The organism is Pelomonas dachongensis, from assembly GCF_043555865.1.
GTDB lineage: Bacteria > Pseudomonadota > Gammaproteobacteria > Burkholderiales > Burkholderiaceae_C > Pelomonas > Pelomonas dachongensis.
This window is the reverse complement of sequence record NZ_JBIGHY010000006.1, coordinates 176,082-192,223: the sequence shown is the minus strand read 5'-3', so window position 1 is coordinate 192,223 and position 16,142 is coordinate 176,082. Positions and strand designations below refer to the sequence as shown.

The 16,142-nt window shown below is 69.9% G+C and carries 16 protein-coding genes; 6 read left to right on the top strand and 10 right to left on the bottom strand.

Annotation, left to right across the window (positions count from 1 at the left end; all coding sequences use genetic code 11):
* Positions 1-18: 18 nt before the first annotated feature.
* On the bottom strand, positions 19-414 hold the full coding sequence (locus tag ACG02S_RS17335) for a cold-shock protein (RefSeq protein ID WP_394471729.1): 396 nt from the start codon (positions 412-414) through the stop codon (positions 19-21).
* Positions 415-523: 109 nt separating this feature from the next.
* Here ACG02S_RS17335 and ylqF point away from each other — a divergent pair, with 109 nt between their 5' ends.
* On the top strand, positions 524-1,477 hold the full coding sequence (gene ylqF / locus ACG02S_RS17330) for a ribosome biogenesis GTPase YlqF (RefSeq protein WP_394471728.1): 954 nt from the start codon (positions 524-526) through the stop codon (positions 1,475-1,477).
* A gap of 12 nt (positions 1,478-1,489) precedes the next feature.
* Here ylqF and ACG02S_RS17325 read toward each other — a convergent pair whose 3' ends face one another.
* On the bottom strand, positions 1,490-1,687 hold the full coding sequence (locus ACG02S_RS17325) for a hypothetical protein (protein ID WP_394471727.1): 198 nt from the start codon (positions 1,685-1,687) through the stop codon (positions 1,490-1,492).
* 199 nt (positions 1,688-1,886) lie between these two features.
* Between ACG02S_RS17325 and ACG02S_RS17320 the strand changes: the two genes are divergently transcribed.
* The gene (locus tag ACG02S_RS17320) at positions 1,887-2,138 is read left to right on the top strand and encodes a hypothetical protein (RefSeq protein WP_394471726.1); all 252 of its coding nucleotides are present in this window, start codon (positions 1,887-1,889) and stop codon (positions 2,136-2,138) included.
* Here the strand turns inward: ACG02S_RS17320 and ACG02S_RS17315 are convergent, their stop codons facing one another.
* Positions 2,139-3,323, bottom strand: coding sequence for a YbfB/YjiJ family MFS transporter (locus tag ACG02S_RS17315; RefSeq protein WP_394471725.1), 1,185 nt, complete (start codon positions 3,321-3,323; stop codon positions 2,139-2,141).
* 13 nt (positions 3,324-3,336) lie between these two features.
* Here ACG02S_RS17315 and ACG02S_RS17310 point away from each other — a divergent pair, with 13 nt between their 5' ends.
* On the top strand, positions 3,337-4,212 hold the full coding sequence (locus ACG02S_RS17310) for a M90 family metallopeptidase (RefSeq protein WP_394471724.1): 876 nt from the start codon (positions 3,337-3,339) through the stop codon (positions 4,210-4,212).
* 28 nt (positions 4,213-4,240) lie between these two features.
* On the opposite strand, the gene ACG02S_RS17305 is transcribed toward ACG02S_RS17310, so the two are convergent.
* The 6 genes from ACG02S_RS17305 to ggt form a co-directional block, all read right to left on the bottom strand.
* Entirely contained in the window at positions 4,241-4,795 is a 555-nt protein-coding gene (locus ACG02S_RS17305; RefSeq protein ID WP_394471723.1) for a protein phosphatase CheZ, read from the bottom strand.
* Positions 4,796-4,933: 138 nt separating this feature from the next.
* Positions 4,934-5,743 carry a DUF2520 domain-containing protein gene (locus ACG02S_RS17300; protein ID WP_394471722.1) on the bottom strand — a complete coding sequence of 270 codons (810 nt, stop codon included), beginning with the start codon at positions 5,741-5,743 and terminating at the stop codon, positions 4,934-4,936.
* 2 nt (positions 5,744-5,745) lie between these two features.
* On the bottom strand, positions 5,746-6,513 hold the full coding sequence (locus ACG02S_RS17295) for a class I SAM-dependent methyltransferase (protein WP_394471721.1): 768 nt from the start codon (positions 6,511-6,513) through the stop codon (positions 5,746-5,748).
* A gap of 73 nt (positions 6,514-6,586) precedes the next feature.
* Entirely contained in the window at positions 6,587-8,617 is a 2,031-nt protein-coding gene (locus ACG02S_RS17290; protein WP_394471720.1) for an alkaline phosphatase, read from the bottom strand.
* Positions 8,618-8,630: 13 nt separating this feature from the next.
* Complete coding sequence (locus ACG02S_RS17285; RefSeq protein WP_394471719.1) at positions 8,631-9,128, bottom strand: hypothetical protein; 498 nt, start codon at positions 9,126-9,128, stop codon at positions 8,631-8,633.
* A 209-nt stretch (positions 9,129-9,337) separates the two neighbouring features.
* Positions 9,338-11,059 (bottom strand): gamma-glutamyltransferase, encoded by a 1,722-nt coding sequence (gene ggt / locus ACG02S_RS17280; protein WP_394471896.1) that lies wholly within the window; start codon positions 11,057-11,059, stop codon positions 9,338-9,340.
* Positions 11,060-11,238: 179 nt separating this feature from the next.
* Between ggt and ACG02S_RS17275 the strand changes: the two genes are divergently transcribed.
* The gene (locus ACG02S_RS17275) at positions 11,239-12,945 is read left to right on the top strand and encodes an ABC transporter ATP-binding protein/permease (RefSeq protein WP_394471718.1); all 1,707 of its coding nucleotides are present in this window, start codon (positions 11,239-11,241) and stop codon (positions 12,943-12,945) included.
* A gap of 71 nt (positions 12,946-13,016) precedes the next feature.
* Positions 13,017-13,442, top strand: coding sequence for a thioredoxin TrxC (gene trxC / locus ACG02S_RS17270; protein ID WP_394471717.1), 426 nt, complete (start codon positions 13,017-13,019; stop codon positions 13,440-13,442).
* A 7-nt stretch (positions 13,443-13,449) separates the two neighbouring features.
* On the opposite strand, the gene ACG02S_RS17265 is transcribed toward trxC, so the two are convergent.
* Positions 13,450-14,850: a short-chain fatty acyl-CoA regulator family protein gene (locus tag ACG02S_RS17265; RefSeq protein ID WP_394471716.1), complete on the bottom strand. Its 1,401-nt coding sequence runs from the start codon at positions 14,848-14,850 to the stop codon at positions 13,450-13,452.
* A 137-nt stretch (positions 14,851-14,987) separates the two neighbouring features.
* Between ACG02S_RS17265 and prpC the strand changes: the two genes are divergently transcribed.
* A complete protein-coding gene (prpC, locus tag ACG02S_RS17260) occupies positions 14,988-16,142 on the top strand; it encodes a bifunctional 2-methylcitrate synthase/citrate synthase (protein ID WP_394471715.1) in 1,155 nt (384 codons plus the stop codon).

The window sequence follows — 16,142 nt, the reverse complement described above, 5'->3', positions numbered from 1 at the left end:
CACGCCGGCTGCAGGCGCTCAGCGCCGCATGGAGGGCGGCACGTCGCCCGCGTGCGAACCGGGCCACAGCCGCACACCGCCCACCACCAGCGCTACCGCGAACACGGCGCCGGCCGCCAGGCCCAGGCGCCGTTTTCTTTGCGCCTGCCGCACCCGCTGGTGGCCGATGCCGGTGGCCTCGCGCAACGCCGCGCTGCGCTGCGCCGCAGGCAGCCGCTTCAGCTGCACGGCCTGCTTGCGGCCGTCACGCCCGGTCACAATTTCAAAGCTCAGCGGCTCATCGAGCCGCGGCCCATCGCCATCGGTCGGAAAAGCCGCCAGCGCCACGAACACCTCATCCCCGCCACCCAGCGGGCGAATGCTGCCGTAACCGCCATCGGCGTTCCAGGCGCTCAGCGTTCCTTCAAATCTCATACGCTCCTCTGACGCAATCCTCCAATGGTGGGCGCAGCCAGCGTGCGCCCCGCAACGGGATGTAAGCCCGACAATGCTGGCTTTTGACGCCTTTGCGAATCCCTAGCGAATGTCCATCCACTGGTTTCCCGGCCACATGCACTCTACCGCCCGCGCGATCAAGGATCGCGTCAAGGCGGGGCTGGACGTCGTGATCGAGCTGCTGGACGCGCGGCTGCCCGGCTCCAGCAGCAACCCGATGCTGGCCGCGCTGACGACCGGCCGGCCGGCGCTGAAGGTGCTGAACAAGCAGGACCTGGCCGACCCGGCGCAGACCGCGGCCTGGCTGGACTTCTACAACGCGCAGCCGCACACCCGCGCCATCCCGCTGGATGCCGGCGAGAAGGCACCGGCACGCGCGCTGATCAAGGCCTGCCGCGAACTGGCACCGCTGCGCGGCGACATGCACAAGCCGCTGCGCGTGCTGATCTGTGGCATCCCCAACGTCGGCAAGAGCACACTGATCAACACGCTGGTGGGCAAGCGCGCCGCCAAGACCGGCGACGAGCCCGGCATCACGAAGATCGAGCAGAAGATCGTGCTGGAAAACGGGTTCTACCTGTTCGACACGCCCGGCATGATGTGGCCGCGCATCGCCATCGCGCAGAGCGGCTACCACCTGGCCGCCAGCGGTGCGATCGGCCGCAACGCGTTCGACGAGGAAGAGGTGGCGCTGGAACTGATCGCGACGCTGAAGCGCCACTATCCCGAGCGGCTGCAGCAGCGTTACGACCTGGCCGAGCTGGGCACGGACGAGGCGGTGCTGGAGGCGATCGGCGTGAAACGCGGCGCCAAGATCCGCGGTGGCGCGGTGCAGATGCACAAGGCCGCTGAGGCACTGCTGGGCGACTTCCGCGGCGGACAACTGGGCGCCATCACGCTGGAGACGCCGGACGAGATGGCCGCCTGGCGCCGCGAGCTGGCCGAGGCCGAGGCGCTGCAGGCCGCCGAGCGCGAGGCGGCACAGGCCGCCGACAAGGCAAGGCGCAGCGGCCGCCGCCAGGCGTCCAGCGGCGACGCCTGACGGCGCGACAGCTCACCAGCCGCGCCGCGGCGGTGGGCCGTAGTCGCGGCCCCCGCGATCACCACTGTCGCCGCGCTCGTAGCGGGGGCTCTCCACCACGGTCACATGGGCCGAGCCATAGCGGTGTCCATGGTGGCGCGGCGGCACGATGATGCAGCCGGACAACATTGCGGCAGCCACCAACACCACGCCGAGGGTCGTTCGTTTCATGAATTTCTCTCCGGCCGCAAGAGCGCGGCCCGCGTGATCTAACTGTGCGGCGGGCGCTGGGGATGACCTCGCTCACAAGGCGTTACGCCAGCTTTACCTCACGCGGAGCGGCGCCTCGCGGCACGATTCACGCCCCACCCTGCCGGCTCAACCGCAGTGACCGCGTATCCTGCGCGCCTCTTCCTTTTCATCGCTCGTCATGAAACTGTTGCTGGTGCCTTTGCTTTCGCTCTTGCTTGCTGCGTGCGCAGCGTCACCCCGAGGTGCCGGCACCACCGCCGACGCCGAAGGCACCATCTGCGAGCGCGAGTCGCGCACGGGCAGCATGCTGTCCAGTTCGCGCTGCCGCACGGAAGCGCAGCGCGAGGCGGAGCGGCGCGCTGCCGCTGCGGTGGGCGAGAACATGCGTCAGAGCGCCCCCACGCCTGTGGGCGGCGGCAAGGGTCCCTGATCAGCCGTCCGCTTCGCGCAGCACGGCGGCCAGGCAGGCCATGCCGGCTGCCAGCACCGCCGCCGTCAGCCACAGCGCAGCCTCGAAGCTGCCGCTGGCCTCGACCATGCGGCCCGTCAGCGCCGGCGCGCTGACCTGCGCGGCCCCGTAGCTCAGCGTCAGCCGCGCCATCGCCTTGCCAGGGTTGGCTGGCGAGCGGCGGCCGACAAGGGCCAGCGTCAGGCTGACGATGCCGATGAAGGTCGCGCCGTACAGCAGCGCGCCCAGCAGCGCCGCAGCCAGGCCGCCGGCCAGCACCGGCAGCAGCACACCCACGATCTGCAGGCCGAAGGCCAGCAGCAGTGCCCCCACGTCGCCCAACCGTCTGGCGACGTGGTCCCACAGGAACACCGCCGGCGTGGCCGCCAGTCCCACCAGCAGCCAGGCCCAGGCGCCCTGCCCCGCCAGCAGCGGCAGCCCCTCGACGATGGCAACCGTGAACGTCGCGTTGATGACGAAGCCCCAGCCGGCACAGAAGTAGGCCGCCACCATCAGCGCCATCCAGCGCCGGCTGGGCGCGTCGCCCCTGGCGGCGGACTTGCCGGGCGGCGGGACGGGCGGCCGCCAGCGCCAGGCTGGAATCAGGAACACCAACCCCAGCAGCGCGAAGCCCAGCCACTGCCTGTCCCAGGCGAGGCCCGCGCCGGTCATGCCCATGGCGCCCAGCGCCGACACGACGATGCCCAGCCCCAGGCCGATGAAGTAGATGCCCAGCTCGGGCCGCCGGCCGGAGCGGATCAGCCAACCCTGCACCAGCCCCGAGCCCAGCAGCATGCCGGCCGCGCCACACAAGCCGCCCAGGTAGCGCGATGCGGCCCACACGCCGAACGACGTGCTCCACCCCATCAGTGCGGTGATCGCCAGCGCCAGCGGCAGCCCCCAGCTGTACAACCGCTGGCGCCACACTGGGCTCTCGATCCAGGCCGCCAACAGCGCGCCGCTCATGTAGCCGGCGTAATTGATGGCCGCCAGCAGCCCGCCGTCGGCCAGGCCCAGGCCCGCCTGCGCCTGCATCTGCGGCAGCAGCGGCGTGTAGGCGAAGCGGGCCAGGCCGATGGTCAGCACCAGCGCGCAGATGCCGCCCAGCAGCACCTGCCACGCCTGCAGTCTGGATTCGTGCGGCATGCCGGTCAGCCTAACGCGCATCGCGCCTCCCCTGATGGGTGGGAAGGTCCGCACTTGCAAAGCCAGCCGCCAGACCTATGTGCCCACCATGCCGCTGCTGATCTGCTTCGCCTTCGTCCTGCTGGCCGCCGCCGCCATCGCGCTGTGGCCGCGGTGGGTGCGCAGCCGCCGCGAACGCATCGCCAGCCAACCGTTCCCGCCCGCGTGGCGGCGGCTGCTGCGCCGCCATGTGCCGCTGGTGGCCCGGCTGCCGGCCCGCCAGCAGCTGCGGCTGAAAGGGCTGATGCAGGTGTTTCTGGCCGAGAAACCCATCATCGGCTGCCGCGGACTGAAGGTGACGGACGAGATGCGGGTGACCATCGCCGCGCTGGCCTGCCTGCCGCTGCTGGGCGCGGCGCGTGGCCTGTACCCCGAGCTGCGCCAGATCCTGCTGTACCCCGGCGCTTTCGTCGTCGAGCGACCGGTGACCGAATCGGGCGGCGTGCTGTCCGACCAGCGCCGCGTGCTGGCCGGCGAGAGCTGGAGCCAGGGCCAGGTGTTGCTGGCCTGGGACGAAGTGAAGCGCGGCGCCGCCACGCCGGGCGACGGCCACAACGTGGTCATCCACGAGTTCGCCCACCAGCTGGATCAGGCGGGCGGCCAGGCCAACGGCGCGCCGGCCCTGGCCACGGCGGCCGACTACCGTCGCTGGTCGACGGTGATGCAAAACGAGTTCGATGCGTTGCGAGCGCGGCTGGCGCAAGGCGAGCCCTCGCTGATCGACGCCTATGGCGCGACCGAGCCGGCGGAATTCTTCGCCGTCATCAGCGAGCTGTTCTTCGAGCGGCCACTGGAGCTGGCCGCGGCGCACCCGGCGCTGTACGCCGAACTGAGCCGCTACTACCGGCTGGATCCCGCAGGCTGGCACTGAGGCGCCGGCGGGCCAGCAAGCCTGGCGCTCAGAAGCCCAGGCTGGCCAGCAGGTCGTCCACGTCGTCCTGCTTGAGCGCCTTGTCGGGCGTCTGTACGCCGGTCAGCTCTTCCGGCACCGCGGCGTCGGCCATCGGCAGGCTGGCGATCAGGTCGTTCAGCGGCGGCTCGGCGCGCTCCAGCATCTTGGTCACCTTGTTGATGACCTGGCCGGAGAGATCCTGGAAGTCTTGCGACATCATGATCTCGGTGTGCAACGACTTCTCGCGCGCGGCAAAGCTGGCAGCGTCGGAGGCGTAGGCGGCGCACAGTTTCATCAGCGCGCGGGCCCGGTCCTGGCTGATGTTGCTGGACAGTGCCAGCCGGTTCAGCGCGTCGGACAGCTCCCGCCCCTTCTTGCGCACGGCCTCGGCATCTTCCTGCGCGGCCTCCACCAGGTTCAGCACCTTGGTGGCGGCCTGCTCGGTCATGCTGCGCACGTAGGCGAGGCGCTCCCGAGCGTCGGGCAGCTCGGCGGCGACGCCCCGCAACACCTGAGCCGCTTCGGCCTTGATCTGGGTCTGGATGGACGACGCGTCGGACATGTGAACTCCCTTGGGGCTGCGACCCGCACTGGCGCTGGCCGGTGGGCAGTTTAGGAGCGGGCCTGCTGCATTGCACAGCCTCAAACGCGCCGGGCGCGGCCTAGTTCACGCCGGGCGCACCGGCGCGGGGCGGTGCGGTCACAGCGGCGCAAGCAACGCCCTCAACGCCGTGACCTGTGCCACATCCAGCCGCCCGGCAGCCTCGGCCAGCCGCAGTTGCCGGCGGCCCAGCGCCCGCAACAGGTCGTCGTCCAGCCCGGCGGCGGTCAGTGCGTCCAGGTGGCGCGCCAGCACGCCGGCGTCGCCGCGTGCGATGGGGCCGGACACGGCGCCCGCCAGGCCACGGCCCTGTGCGGTGTCCAACGCGCCGCGGGTCAGCGGCAGCAACGCGGGCAAGGCGTCATCGCCGGCCAGGCCCGCGGCGCTCCACAGCGATCCCGCTTCAGCCAGCACGGCCAGCACACCGCTGGCGGCGAGGTTGGCCGCTGCGTGATAGGCGGCGCGCGCGCTCGCCGGCATGGGCGACGGCAACGCCAGCGGCTGCATGCCCAGCCTCAGCGCCAGCGCCTGCAGCTCAGGCCGGTGCGCAGCGTCGGCCTCGATGCCGACGTGGGCTCCCGCCAGGCCGGTGTCGCCCGCCAGCAGCTTCAGCGGATGAAAACCTGCCGCGGCCGGCGCCGGGGCCAGCGCGGCCAGCGGCGTCGCACCGCTGCAATGCAGCGCCAACTGGCCGGCCCGCCAGGTCAGCGCGGCGGCCGTGGCGGCGATGTGGTCGTCAGGGACGGTCAGCCAGACCCAGTCAGCCCGGGCCGCGGCACCGGTCGGCGTGAACTCGCCATCAGCCGGCGTACGCCGCCCGATGACGACTTCGTCGCCCGCCGACCGCAGCGCAGGCACGAGCGCCTGCGCCAACCGGCCGAGGCCGATGACGGCATGGCGCCGCTGCATCCTCAGGGCTTCACGAACTTCAGCGTCATGCGGTCGCTCTCGCCGATGGCCTGGTACTTCGCGCGGTCCTTGTCCTTCAGCGCGTAGGTCGGCGGCAACGTCCAGACGCCCTCGGGATGGTCGGCCGTGTCCTTCGGATTGGCGTTGACCTCGCTGCGGCCGGCCAGCTTGAAGCCGGCGGCTTCGGCGAACTTGATGACAGTGGCTTCATGCACGTAGCCGGTGCTGGCCTTGGCGTCCTGGGTGCGGGCGGCCGGCAGGCGGTGCTCCTCCACGCCCAGCGTGCCGCCCGGCTTCAGCGCCTTGAAGGCCGCGTCAAACACCGCCTGTGCGCTGCCGTTGCTCATCCAGTTGTGCACGTTGCGAAAAGTCAGCACCGCATCGGCCGTGCCGGCAGGCGCGATCTCGACTTGGCCCTTGGCAGCATCGAAGGTCGTGATCTTGACCTTGCCGTACACGGCCGACGCGTCCATCTTGGCCTTGAAGCGAGCGCTGGCGCCGGCCACTGCGTAGAGCTGGCCCTGCTCGCGCAGGTAGGGCGCCAGGATCTCGGTGTACCAGCCACCGCCCGGCGCCAGCTCCACCACCGTGTCGGTCGGCTTGATGCCGAAGAAGCTCAAAGTCTCGTAGGGGTGGCGTGCGGCATCACGCGCGACGTTGCCGACCGTGCGGTGGTCGGCCGCGATGGCCGCCTTCAGCGGGTCGGCGGTCTGGGCCTGCGTGCCGAGGGCGGCGGCAATGAGAGCAGCGGCGGTGAACCAGGTCTTCATGGGCAGAGGTCTCCTTGTGGGGGCGGCCAGTATCGGGCCGCCTGAGTCCCCCTGCCAGACGTCAGTGCCCGGCTCAGCGCCTGGGTCTCGGCGGCTTCTTCGCGCCGTTGGTGTCGGCAGGCGCGACGACACCGCGCACGGCCGCCTGCGCGAGCTTGAAGAACACGTCGGTGTTGTCGATGACGCCGGTGAAAGCCAGGGCGCCGGGGCCGTAGGCGGACAGCGGGATGTCAGTGGCGGTATGCACCGCGGAGTCGCCCGGCACCTGGCCGGTGATGAGGTACTCGCCCACCGCGTCGTCGCGCTCCTGCGCATTCGCGGGGTACCAGCTCAACGGCGGCTGCTTGCCGAACGGCTGCTGGCCGTCGCGCTGCGGTGTCTTCTTGGTGCGCCAGTCCTCATAGCGGTCGGCGTTGGCGCCGTAGCCCACCAGCAGCCGGTAGTCGATGTCAGTGGTCTCGGGGTAGCCGTCGGCGGCGATCTTGTAGCGCGGGAAGCCGGCCTTCTCGTAGGGGCCGACGACGGCGTTGCGCAGATTGACCACGCCCTTCTTTGCGCCCAGTTCCTGCAGCGCCTTGTCGGTGACGGTGGCGCCGCCGATCAGCGCGGCGCCGGAGCATTCGTGGTCGGCCGTCACGATGACCAGCGTGTCACCGTGCTCGGCGGCGAAGTCCTGCGCCACGCGAACGGCGCGGTCGAACTCCAGCGTGTCCAGCATCCACCGCTCGGTGTCCATCGCGTGCGCCTGCTTGTCGATGGACGCGCCTTCGATCATCAGCACGAAGCCTTTGGGCGAACGCTGCAGCACGCCCAGCGCCTTGGCGGCCATCTCGTCCAGCATGGGCTGGTCGGGCAGGCCGAAGTCGGCGACGACGCTGCTGCCGCCCAGGCCATTGCTGTCGGCGCCGCGGCGGCCGTTGATCTTGTCCAGCGCAACGTTCATGTTGGAGAACGCGAACAGGCCCAGCAGCGGCTTGGTGCTGTCGGCACGGTCCATGTCGGCCTTGGTGGCGGCATAGCTGAAGCCGGCGGACTGGAAGTCCTTGATGAGGTCGCGGTCCTTGTCCATCGCGCCCGGTGCGGCGCCCCAGCGCCTGACGATCTCGGCCGTGTGCGGGTCGGTGGCAGAGAACGCGTAGTCGTTGCTGTCGGTGCGCGCCGAGCCCGGAGTGCCTGCGCTGCCGCCCGGCAAGAACCACTTGCGGCCGCCGCCCATCAGCACCGTCAGGCCGGTGCGGCCGCGGTCGTCGAAGAACTGGTCCACGATGCCGGTGCCGGCACCGCGGTTGCTGGTGTGCACGGCGTTGCCGGCGGGCGTCGCGTCGAACACGTCGGCCGTCGTCACGATGCCCAGTTGCTTGCCCTGCGTGCGGTGCAGGTACTCGCTGAGGTACTCAACGCGCGGGTTGTCGAAGGCGTCGACGGTGTCGTCGGGGAACACGCCCTCCTCGTTGTTGTTGTTCTTGTTGCCGCTGACGTAGGCCGTCATGCCGGGCGAAGAGTCGGTCACGATGGAGTTCAGAGACGCGGTCTTCACCATCGCCGTCGCAGTGAAGCTGTCCATCGCGAGCGGCTGCAGGGACTTGCCCTGCGCATAGCCGTGCACGATGCGCGCTGCGGTGCGCTGCGAGGCGCCCATGCCGTCGCCCATCAGCACGATGATGTTCTTGACCTTGGGACCCATGGCGGCCGTGAACGGCACGACCTCGAAGTTGCCCTTGGCCACGACCTTCTGCCCGTCGGCCTGCGTGGCCTCGACGCTGAACTCGTGCCTGCCGGCGCGGTCGGTCGACACGGCGCGCAAGGTGGCCACACTGCTCTCGGCAGCCACATCCTTCACGCAGCCGGTGGCGCAATCGCGCAGCGCGACGGTGGCGTTCACCGGCTTGCCGTCGATGAGGAAACGCGCGGCGGTGATCTTCTGTCCCGCATCGGCCTTGATGGTGGCCTGCAGGTCGAATCGCTGGCCGGGCAGGAAGCGCGCGATGACGGGATCGGGCTGGCCGCTGGCGAACAGCTCGCTGGGTGGCGTGAGGCGCGTGACGGTAGGCGCGGCGCTCGCCGAGGCGCTGGCGATCAAGGCCAGGAGGACGATGTTTTTCATGGCGCGTTGAAGCTCAGTGCGAATGACCGTGGGTGTGGGCGGGTGCGGCGGTGCCGGCCTGGGTGGCCAGCGCGGCGGGGTCGAGATGCAGGCGCACCCACGACACGCGGCCGGTGGCGTCCTCGGCGGCGCCGAATTCGAGACGGCCGCTCAACGTCAGCGGGCCGGGCTGGAAGGCGACAAGGCGGTCGCGCTGCCCGCTCGCAAGCACGACGGTGACAGCGGACGGCGGCAGGTCGTCAGCCTCGCCGTCAGCGTGCTCGGCCATCGTGATGGGAACGGGCACCAGCAGGAAGCTGCCGGCCTGCGGCTGCTCGCGCCGCACCATGAAACCGGTGAGCTTCACCGCCTGCCCGTTGACCGACAGCAGTTTGGCGCTGGGCTCCAGGCCGCGCGGGCCGATGGGCTGGGCGAAGAAGTCGGTGAAGCGGAGTTCAACGGGCGCCGCAGCCCTCGAGGCCAGCGGCGACAGGCTCAGCGCAGCGGCGAGCAACAGGGAAGGCAGACGCATGCAGCAGGGCCTGATCAAAAGGCCGCATGCTCGCGTCGGTGTGTGTCAGATCGATGACGACGGTGCCGCCTTCGGGCCGAGCGCCGGGCCGCCCCAAGCCGGCCCACGATGGCGATGTGCTCACGGCTCGAAGCCGCGAGCATCGCTGTCCCTTCGAGGCACCGCCCAGGCGAAGGCGAGTTCAGCGAGGTGCGACTGGGCGATGGGCTTCAATGCCCCAGGGCGAGCCCGCTGTTGCGCCGCGGGTCGTTGGCACCGTAGAAACGGTTCTTGCCCACCGGCTTGCCGCCCAGCTTCGGCGCACCGACCAGGATGGTGGCGAGATGGTTGGCCGGTTGCGGCTCGGCGAACTTGTGGCCCCAGCCCTCCAGGATCTTGCGCGTGTCGGGCGACAGCGCGAAGTCCTCGACGTTGGTGGCTTCGGGCAGCCACTGCTGATGGAAGCGCGGCGCGTCGGTCGCCTCCTGCACGTCCATGCCGTAGTCGATGACGTTGATCATCGTGTGCAGCACCGCCGTGATGATGCGGCTGCCGCCCGGTGTGCCGACCACCATCACCGGCTTGCCGTCCTTGCTGACGATGGTGGGGCTCATGGACGACAGCGGCCGCTTGCCCGGCTCGATCTTGTTGGCCTCGCCCTGCACCAGGCCGTACAGGTTGGGCACGCCGACCTTGGCGGTGAAGTCGTCCATCTCGTCGTTCAGCAGCACGCCGGTCTTCGCGGCGGTCAGCCGGGCACCGAACCAGTCGTTCAGCGTGTACGTCACCGACACCGCATTGCCCCATTTGTCGACGATGGAGTAGTGCGTCGTGTTGCTGCCCTCGTGCGGCGCCACGCCGGGCTTGATCTCTTGCGACACGCCTGCCTTGTTCGGCTGGATGGCTGCGCGGATCTGGGCTGCGTACGCCTTGCTCAGCAACCGGTCCAGCGGGTTCTTCACGAAGTCGGGGTCACCGAGGTAGCTGTTGCGGTCCACGTAGGCGTGGCGCATGGCCTCGATCTGGTAATGCACTGCCTGCGCGGATCGGAAGCCCAACTCCTTGAGCGGGTAGCCCTCCAGGATGTTCAGCATCTCGCAGATGATGACGCCGCCCGAGCTGGGCGGCGGCGCCGACACGACACGGTAGCCGCGGTAGTCGCACTCCACGGGCTGCAGCTCGCGGGTGGTGTACTGGTCGAAGTCGGCCTGCTGCAGGATGCCCTTGCCGGCCTGGCTGCTGGCCACGATGGCGGCCGCCACCGGCCCCTTGTAGAAGCCCGCCTCGCCCTTGTCGCGGATGGCTTTCAGCGTCGTGGCAAGGTCCTTCTGCACCAGCTTCTGGCCGACCTGGAACGGCTCGCCCTTGTTCAGGAAGATGGCGGCCGTCGCCGGGTCCTTGCGGAAGTCGTCGGTCGCGCTTTGCAGCATGTCGATGTCCCCCTGATCGAGCACGAAGCCCTTCTCGGCATAGTGGATGGCCGGCGCGATGACGGTTGCGCGCTTCAGCGTGCCGTACTTTCTCAGCGCGTACTCCAGGCCCGACACGCTGCCCGGCACGCCCACGGCGAGGTGGCTGCGCGTGCTCAGCCCCTTGATGACGTTGCCGTCCTTGTCGAGGTACATGTTCGCCGTCGCGGCGAGCGGCGCCTTCTCGCGGAAGTCGAGGAAGGTCTTGCGGCCGTCGGCGAGCTGCACGGTCATGAAGCCGCCGCCGCCCAGGTTGCCCGCCGCGGGGTAGACGACGGCCAGCGCATAGCCCACCGCCACCGCCGCGTCGACCGCGTTGCCGCCGTCCTTCAGCACGTCAACGCCCACGCGTGTGGCCAGGTGCTGGGCCGTCACCACCATGCCGTTCTCGGCGGCCACGGGGGCCACGGAGGCGGCATGCGCCGTCGTCAAGGCCGCCCAGGTGGTGAGGAGCACCAACAGACGCGGTACGGGGTTGTTCATCGATCTCATGCGAGCCACTCCATCTCGTTGCAGACCCGGACCACCTTACTGCAGCCGCGACCGCCGCCCCATCCCCCCAATCGCGCCGGCCGGTGACGCGGCCGTGGCGCGGCGTCCGACAAGCGCTGTGGTGGCCGACGCCTAGCCTTGGCAATGTCGCCATACCCTCGACCTGCTCCATGACCGCTACCGTCGCTGCCGATGCGCCCTCCGCCTGGGGGCGTTTCCTCGTGGTCGCCAAGCCCTATTGGCTGGGCGACCGCAAGCGCGTCGCCTGGTCCGTGCTGGTGGGCCTGATCGCCCTGATGCTGCTGGACACGCAGTTGGCCGTGCTCATCAACGACAAGGCCGGCGAGCTGACCTCGGCGCTGGCCTCGCGCGACGAGGGGCGCTTCTGGGAGGCCGTGCGCGGCATGCTGTGGGTGGTGGGCATCGCAGTGCCGGTCTATGCGTTCTATTACGCGTCCCGCGACGCCTACGCGAATGACTGGCGCCGCTGGCTGACCCGCCGCTACTTGGACGCCTACCTGGGCGACCGCGCCTACTTCCGCCTGGCCGGCGTGGACAACCCCGATCAGCGCATCGCCGATGACATCAACACCTTCACCGGCCGCTCGCTGAACTTCATGCTGATCCTGCTCGGCTCGGCGATGCAGCTGGTCGCGTTCAGCACGGTGCTGTGGGGGCTGTCGAAGACGCTGGTCGGTTTCCTGATCGCGTACGCGGTGATCGGGACGGTCCTGTCCATCGGGCTGTTCGGCCGGCCGCTCATCCGGCTGAACTTCTGGCAGCTCAAGCGCGAAGCGGACTTCCGCTTCCGGCTCATGCGGCTGCGCGAGAACGCCGAGTCCATCGCCTTCTATCGCGGCGAGCAACAAGAGCGCCACCAGCTGGACCAGCGCCTGCGCGCCGCGCTGCTGAACACCAAGAAGATGATCCGCGCACAGTTCCTGCTGAACTTGTTCCAGCGCTCATTCAGCCAGCTGAGCCTGCTGGTGCCGTTCGTCGTGCTGGCCGCCCAGGTGCTGTCCGGTGAGCTGGAGGTGGGCCAGGCGGTCAAGGCGGCCGGCGCGTTCGCCGCGGTGCTCAGCGCGGTGTCGCTGATCGTCGACAACTTCGAGAGCCTGTCACGCTTCGTCGCCGGCATCGACCGCCTGCACCTCATGGCCGAGAAGCTGGAGGCCGCACCAGCGGCGGCCGGCATCGACCTGCAGCCGGCGCAGGACCTGGCGCTGTCCAACGTGACCGTGACCGCGCCCGGCAGCGACCGCGTGCTGGTGCAGGACCTGTCCCTGACCGTGCCGGCGGGCGAATCGCTGCTGATCACCGGCGCCAGCGGCTGCGGCAAGAGTTCGCTGCTGCGCGCCATCGCCGGCCTGTGGACGCAGGGCGGCGGCAGGATCGACCAGCCGCCTCAGGACGACGTGTTCTTCCTGCCGCAGCGCCCCTACCTGCAGACCGGCACGCTGCGCAGCCAGTTGATCTACCCCAGCACGCACACCGAACTGGGCGACGACGCGCTGCTGAAGGTGCTGGACGAGGTGCAGCTGCGTCACCTGGCCGAGAGCGCGTCTGGCCTGGACCGCAAGGAAGACTGGGAGAAGGTGCTCAGCGGCGGCGAGCAGCAGCGCCTGGCGTTCGCGCGGCTGCTGGTGCACGCGCCGAAGGTGGCCATCCTGGACGAAGCCACCAGCGCGCTGGACGACGCCAACCAGAAGCGCCTGTACGAGCGGCTGCGCGAACGCGGCACCACGCTGATCAGCATCGCCCACCGCGCGGCGGTGGCGGGCTTTCACCGCCGCGTGCTGCAGCTGACCGGCGGCGGGCGCTGGAAGCTGTTCAACACACCGGGCGCGGCGAGCGACAAGAGCAGCGCCGAGCCCTGACCACCGCCGGCCGCCGCGATGCCCACCGACGTGGCCGACACTGAGGCCTGCTGAAACCACGAGGAGCTGTCATGCTGCTGGTCTGCCCCCAATGCGGCACGCGCAACCGCGTGCCGGACGAACGTGTTGCACAACACCCCAGCTGCGGCCAGTGCGGCGCGGCGGTCGCGCCACACGCGCCGGTCTCGCTGAGCGACGCCGCGCTGCCCGCCTATCTGCAAGGCACGGACGCGCCGGTGCTGGTGGACTTCTGGGCGGCTTGGTGCGGCCCGTGCCGCTCGTACGCGCCGCACTTCGAGCAGTTGGCCGCCGCTCGGCCTGACTTGCGCTTCGTCAAGGTCGACAGCGACGCCGCGCCCCAGGCCAGCAGCCGGCTGCAGATCCGCAGTATCCCGACCACGCTGCTGTTCGTCGGCGGCCGCGAAGTGGCGCGGCAGAGCGGCGCGATGTCCGCCGCCCAGTTGCAGGCCTGGGTGGAGGGTGCGCTGAGCCGCTGAGAGGGCATCAGCCCGCCGCGTAGGGCTCCGCTGAACGCTCGTTCTCGTCGATGCGCAGCTGCTTGCCCAGCGCCGGGAAGGCGCGCTGCGCGCAGCCCTCGCGCTCGCACAGCTTGCAGCCGGGACCGATGGGTGTGGCGCTGTCGGGGTCGCTGAGGTCCAGGCCCTTGGCGTAGACCGTCTGGCCGGCATGGCGCAGGTCGCAGCCCAGGCCCACCGCGAACGCGCGCTCCGGGGAGCCGTGGCCGCCGGTGGCGCGGGTCTCGCAGTGCGCGATCCACAGGTAGCTGCGCCCGTCGGGCATGCGCGCCACCTGCGTCAGCACGCGGCCGGGCTGCGCGAAGGCCTCGTAGACGTTCCACAGCGGGCAGGTGCCGCCGCCGCGCGAGAAGTGGAAGTCGGTGGCGGACTGGCGCTTGGAGATGTTGCCGGCACGGTCCACGCGCACGAAGAAGAATGGCAGGCCGCGCGCGTCGCGGCGCTGCAGCGTGGACAGGCGGTGGCACACGGTCTCGAAGCTGACGTTGAAGCGCCGCGCCAGCAGCGCAATGTCGTGGCGCTGCTCCTGCGCGGCGGCCAGGAAGCGGCCATAGGGCAGCACCAGCGCGCCGGCGAAGTAGCTGGCCAGGCCGATGCGCGCGAGCGCCGCGGCGTCCGCGCTGAAGGGGTTGGATGCGACCAGCCGGTCGATCTCGGCACCGGCCTCCAGGTAGGCCAGTTGCGTGGCGAGCTGGAAGGCGCGCTGCCCGGCCGTCAGCGTGTCGGCCAGCCGAAGGCGGCGCTGAACGGGGTCGAAGCGGCGCAGTCGACCTTCCACCACGCCCCGCACCTGCACCCCGTGCGCGGCCCGCAGGTGCGCCTCCAGCCGTGGCACCAGGTCTTGCGTGCTGTCGGCGGCGTCCAGCCGCAGCGCCAGCGCTTCGGCGGCGCGGTCCAGGCCGTCCATGTGATTGTGGTGGGCATAGAAGAAGTCGCGCACCTCCTCGTGCGAGGCCTGGCCCGCCGCTGCGCCGCCGTCTCGCTCGCCGCGGCCCAGGCTGGCCAGCCGCTGCTCGGCGCTGCGTGCGCGGCCATGCAGGCGCAGCAGCAGCTGTGAGATGGCGGGCATTTGCTGGGCCAGTGCGCGCAGCTCGGCGTCGGGCACGCCACCGGCCAGCGCGGCCTCGGCGGCAATCTCGTGCAGCTGCGCGAAGCGCCGCGCCTCGTCGTCCTCGGAGAAGAACGCCAGGTCCACGCCCAGCGCCGCCTGCAGCCGCTGCAGCGCCGCCATGCTCAGCGGACGCTGGTTGTTCTCCAGCTGGTTCACGTAGCTGGGCGACAGCTGCAGCTGCTGCGCCAGCGCCGCCTGCGTCAGGCCACGCTGCTCGCGCAACGTCTTCAGCTTCACGCCCAGGAATATCTTGCGCATCGCGCCCTCAAACTTTGCAAACATTGCAAATCGCGTCCGCAATCTTCGCACTTCAACGCCCCATATCGGTTGAGATCACCGCGCACCGCTGCGAAGATTGCGAACATCAGAACGCACTGCCTTCCCGGAGACCTTCCATGAGCGACACCCCCACCCCCGGCTTCAAGCCCAAGAAGTCCGTGGCCCTGTCCGGCGTGACGGCCGGCAACACCGCGCTGTGCACGGTGGGCCGCAGCGGCAACGACCTGCACTACCGTGGCTACGACATCCTGGACATCGCCGAGGTTTGCGAGTTCGAGGAGATCGCGCACCTGCTGGTGCACGGCAAGCTGCCAACGCGCGCCGAGCTGAAGGGCTACAAAGCCAAGCTGCGGTCGCTGCGTGGCCTGCCGGACGCAGTGATGAGCGCGCTGGAGACATTGCCCGCCGCCGCCCACCCGATGGACGTGATGCGCACCGGCGTGTCGGCGCTGGGCTGCTCGCTGCCCGAGAAGGACGACCACAACCTGCCCGGCGCGCGCGACATCGCTGACCGGCTGATGGCGTCGCTGGGCTCCATGCTGCTGTACTGGTACCACTTCAGCCACAACGGCCGGCGCATCGAGGTCGAGACCGACGACGACTCCATCGGCGGCCATTTCCTGCACCTGCTGCACGGCCACAAGCCCAGCGACAGCTGGGTGCGCGCGATGCACACGTCGCTGAACCTGTACGCCGAGCACGAGTTCAACGCCAGCACGTTCACCGCCCGCGTCATCGCCGGCACCGGCAGTGACATGCACTCGGCCATCGCCGGCGCCATCGGCGCGCTGCGCGGCCCCAAGCATGGCGGCGCCAACGAGGTGGCGTTCGAGATCCAGAAGCGCTACGACACCCCGGATGAGGCCGAGGCCGACATCCGCGCCCGCGTGGAGCGCAAGGAGGTCGTCATCGGCTTCGGCCACCCGGTCTACACGGTCAGCGACCCGCGCAACGTCGTCATCAAGGGCGTGGCCAAAAAGCTGTGCGAAGAAGCCGGCTCCACCAAGATGTACGACATCGCCGAGCGGCTCGAGTCGACGATGTGGGAGATCAAGAAGATGTTCCCCAACCTGGACTGGTTCAGCGCGGTCAGCTATCACATGATGGGCGTGCCGACGGCCATGTTCACGCCGCTGTTCGTCATCTCGCGCACCAGCGGCTGGGCGGCGCACGTCATCGAGCAACGCATCGACAACAAGATCATCCGGCCGAGTGCCAACTACACCGGGCCGGAAGATCAGAAGTTCGTCCCCATCGACCAGCGCAAGTGA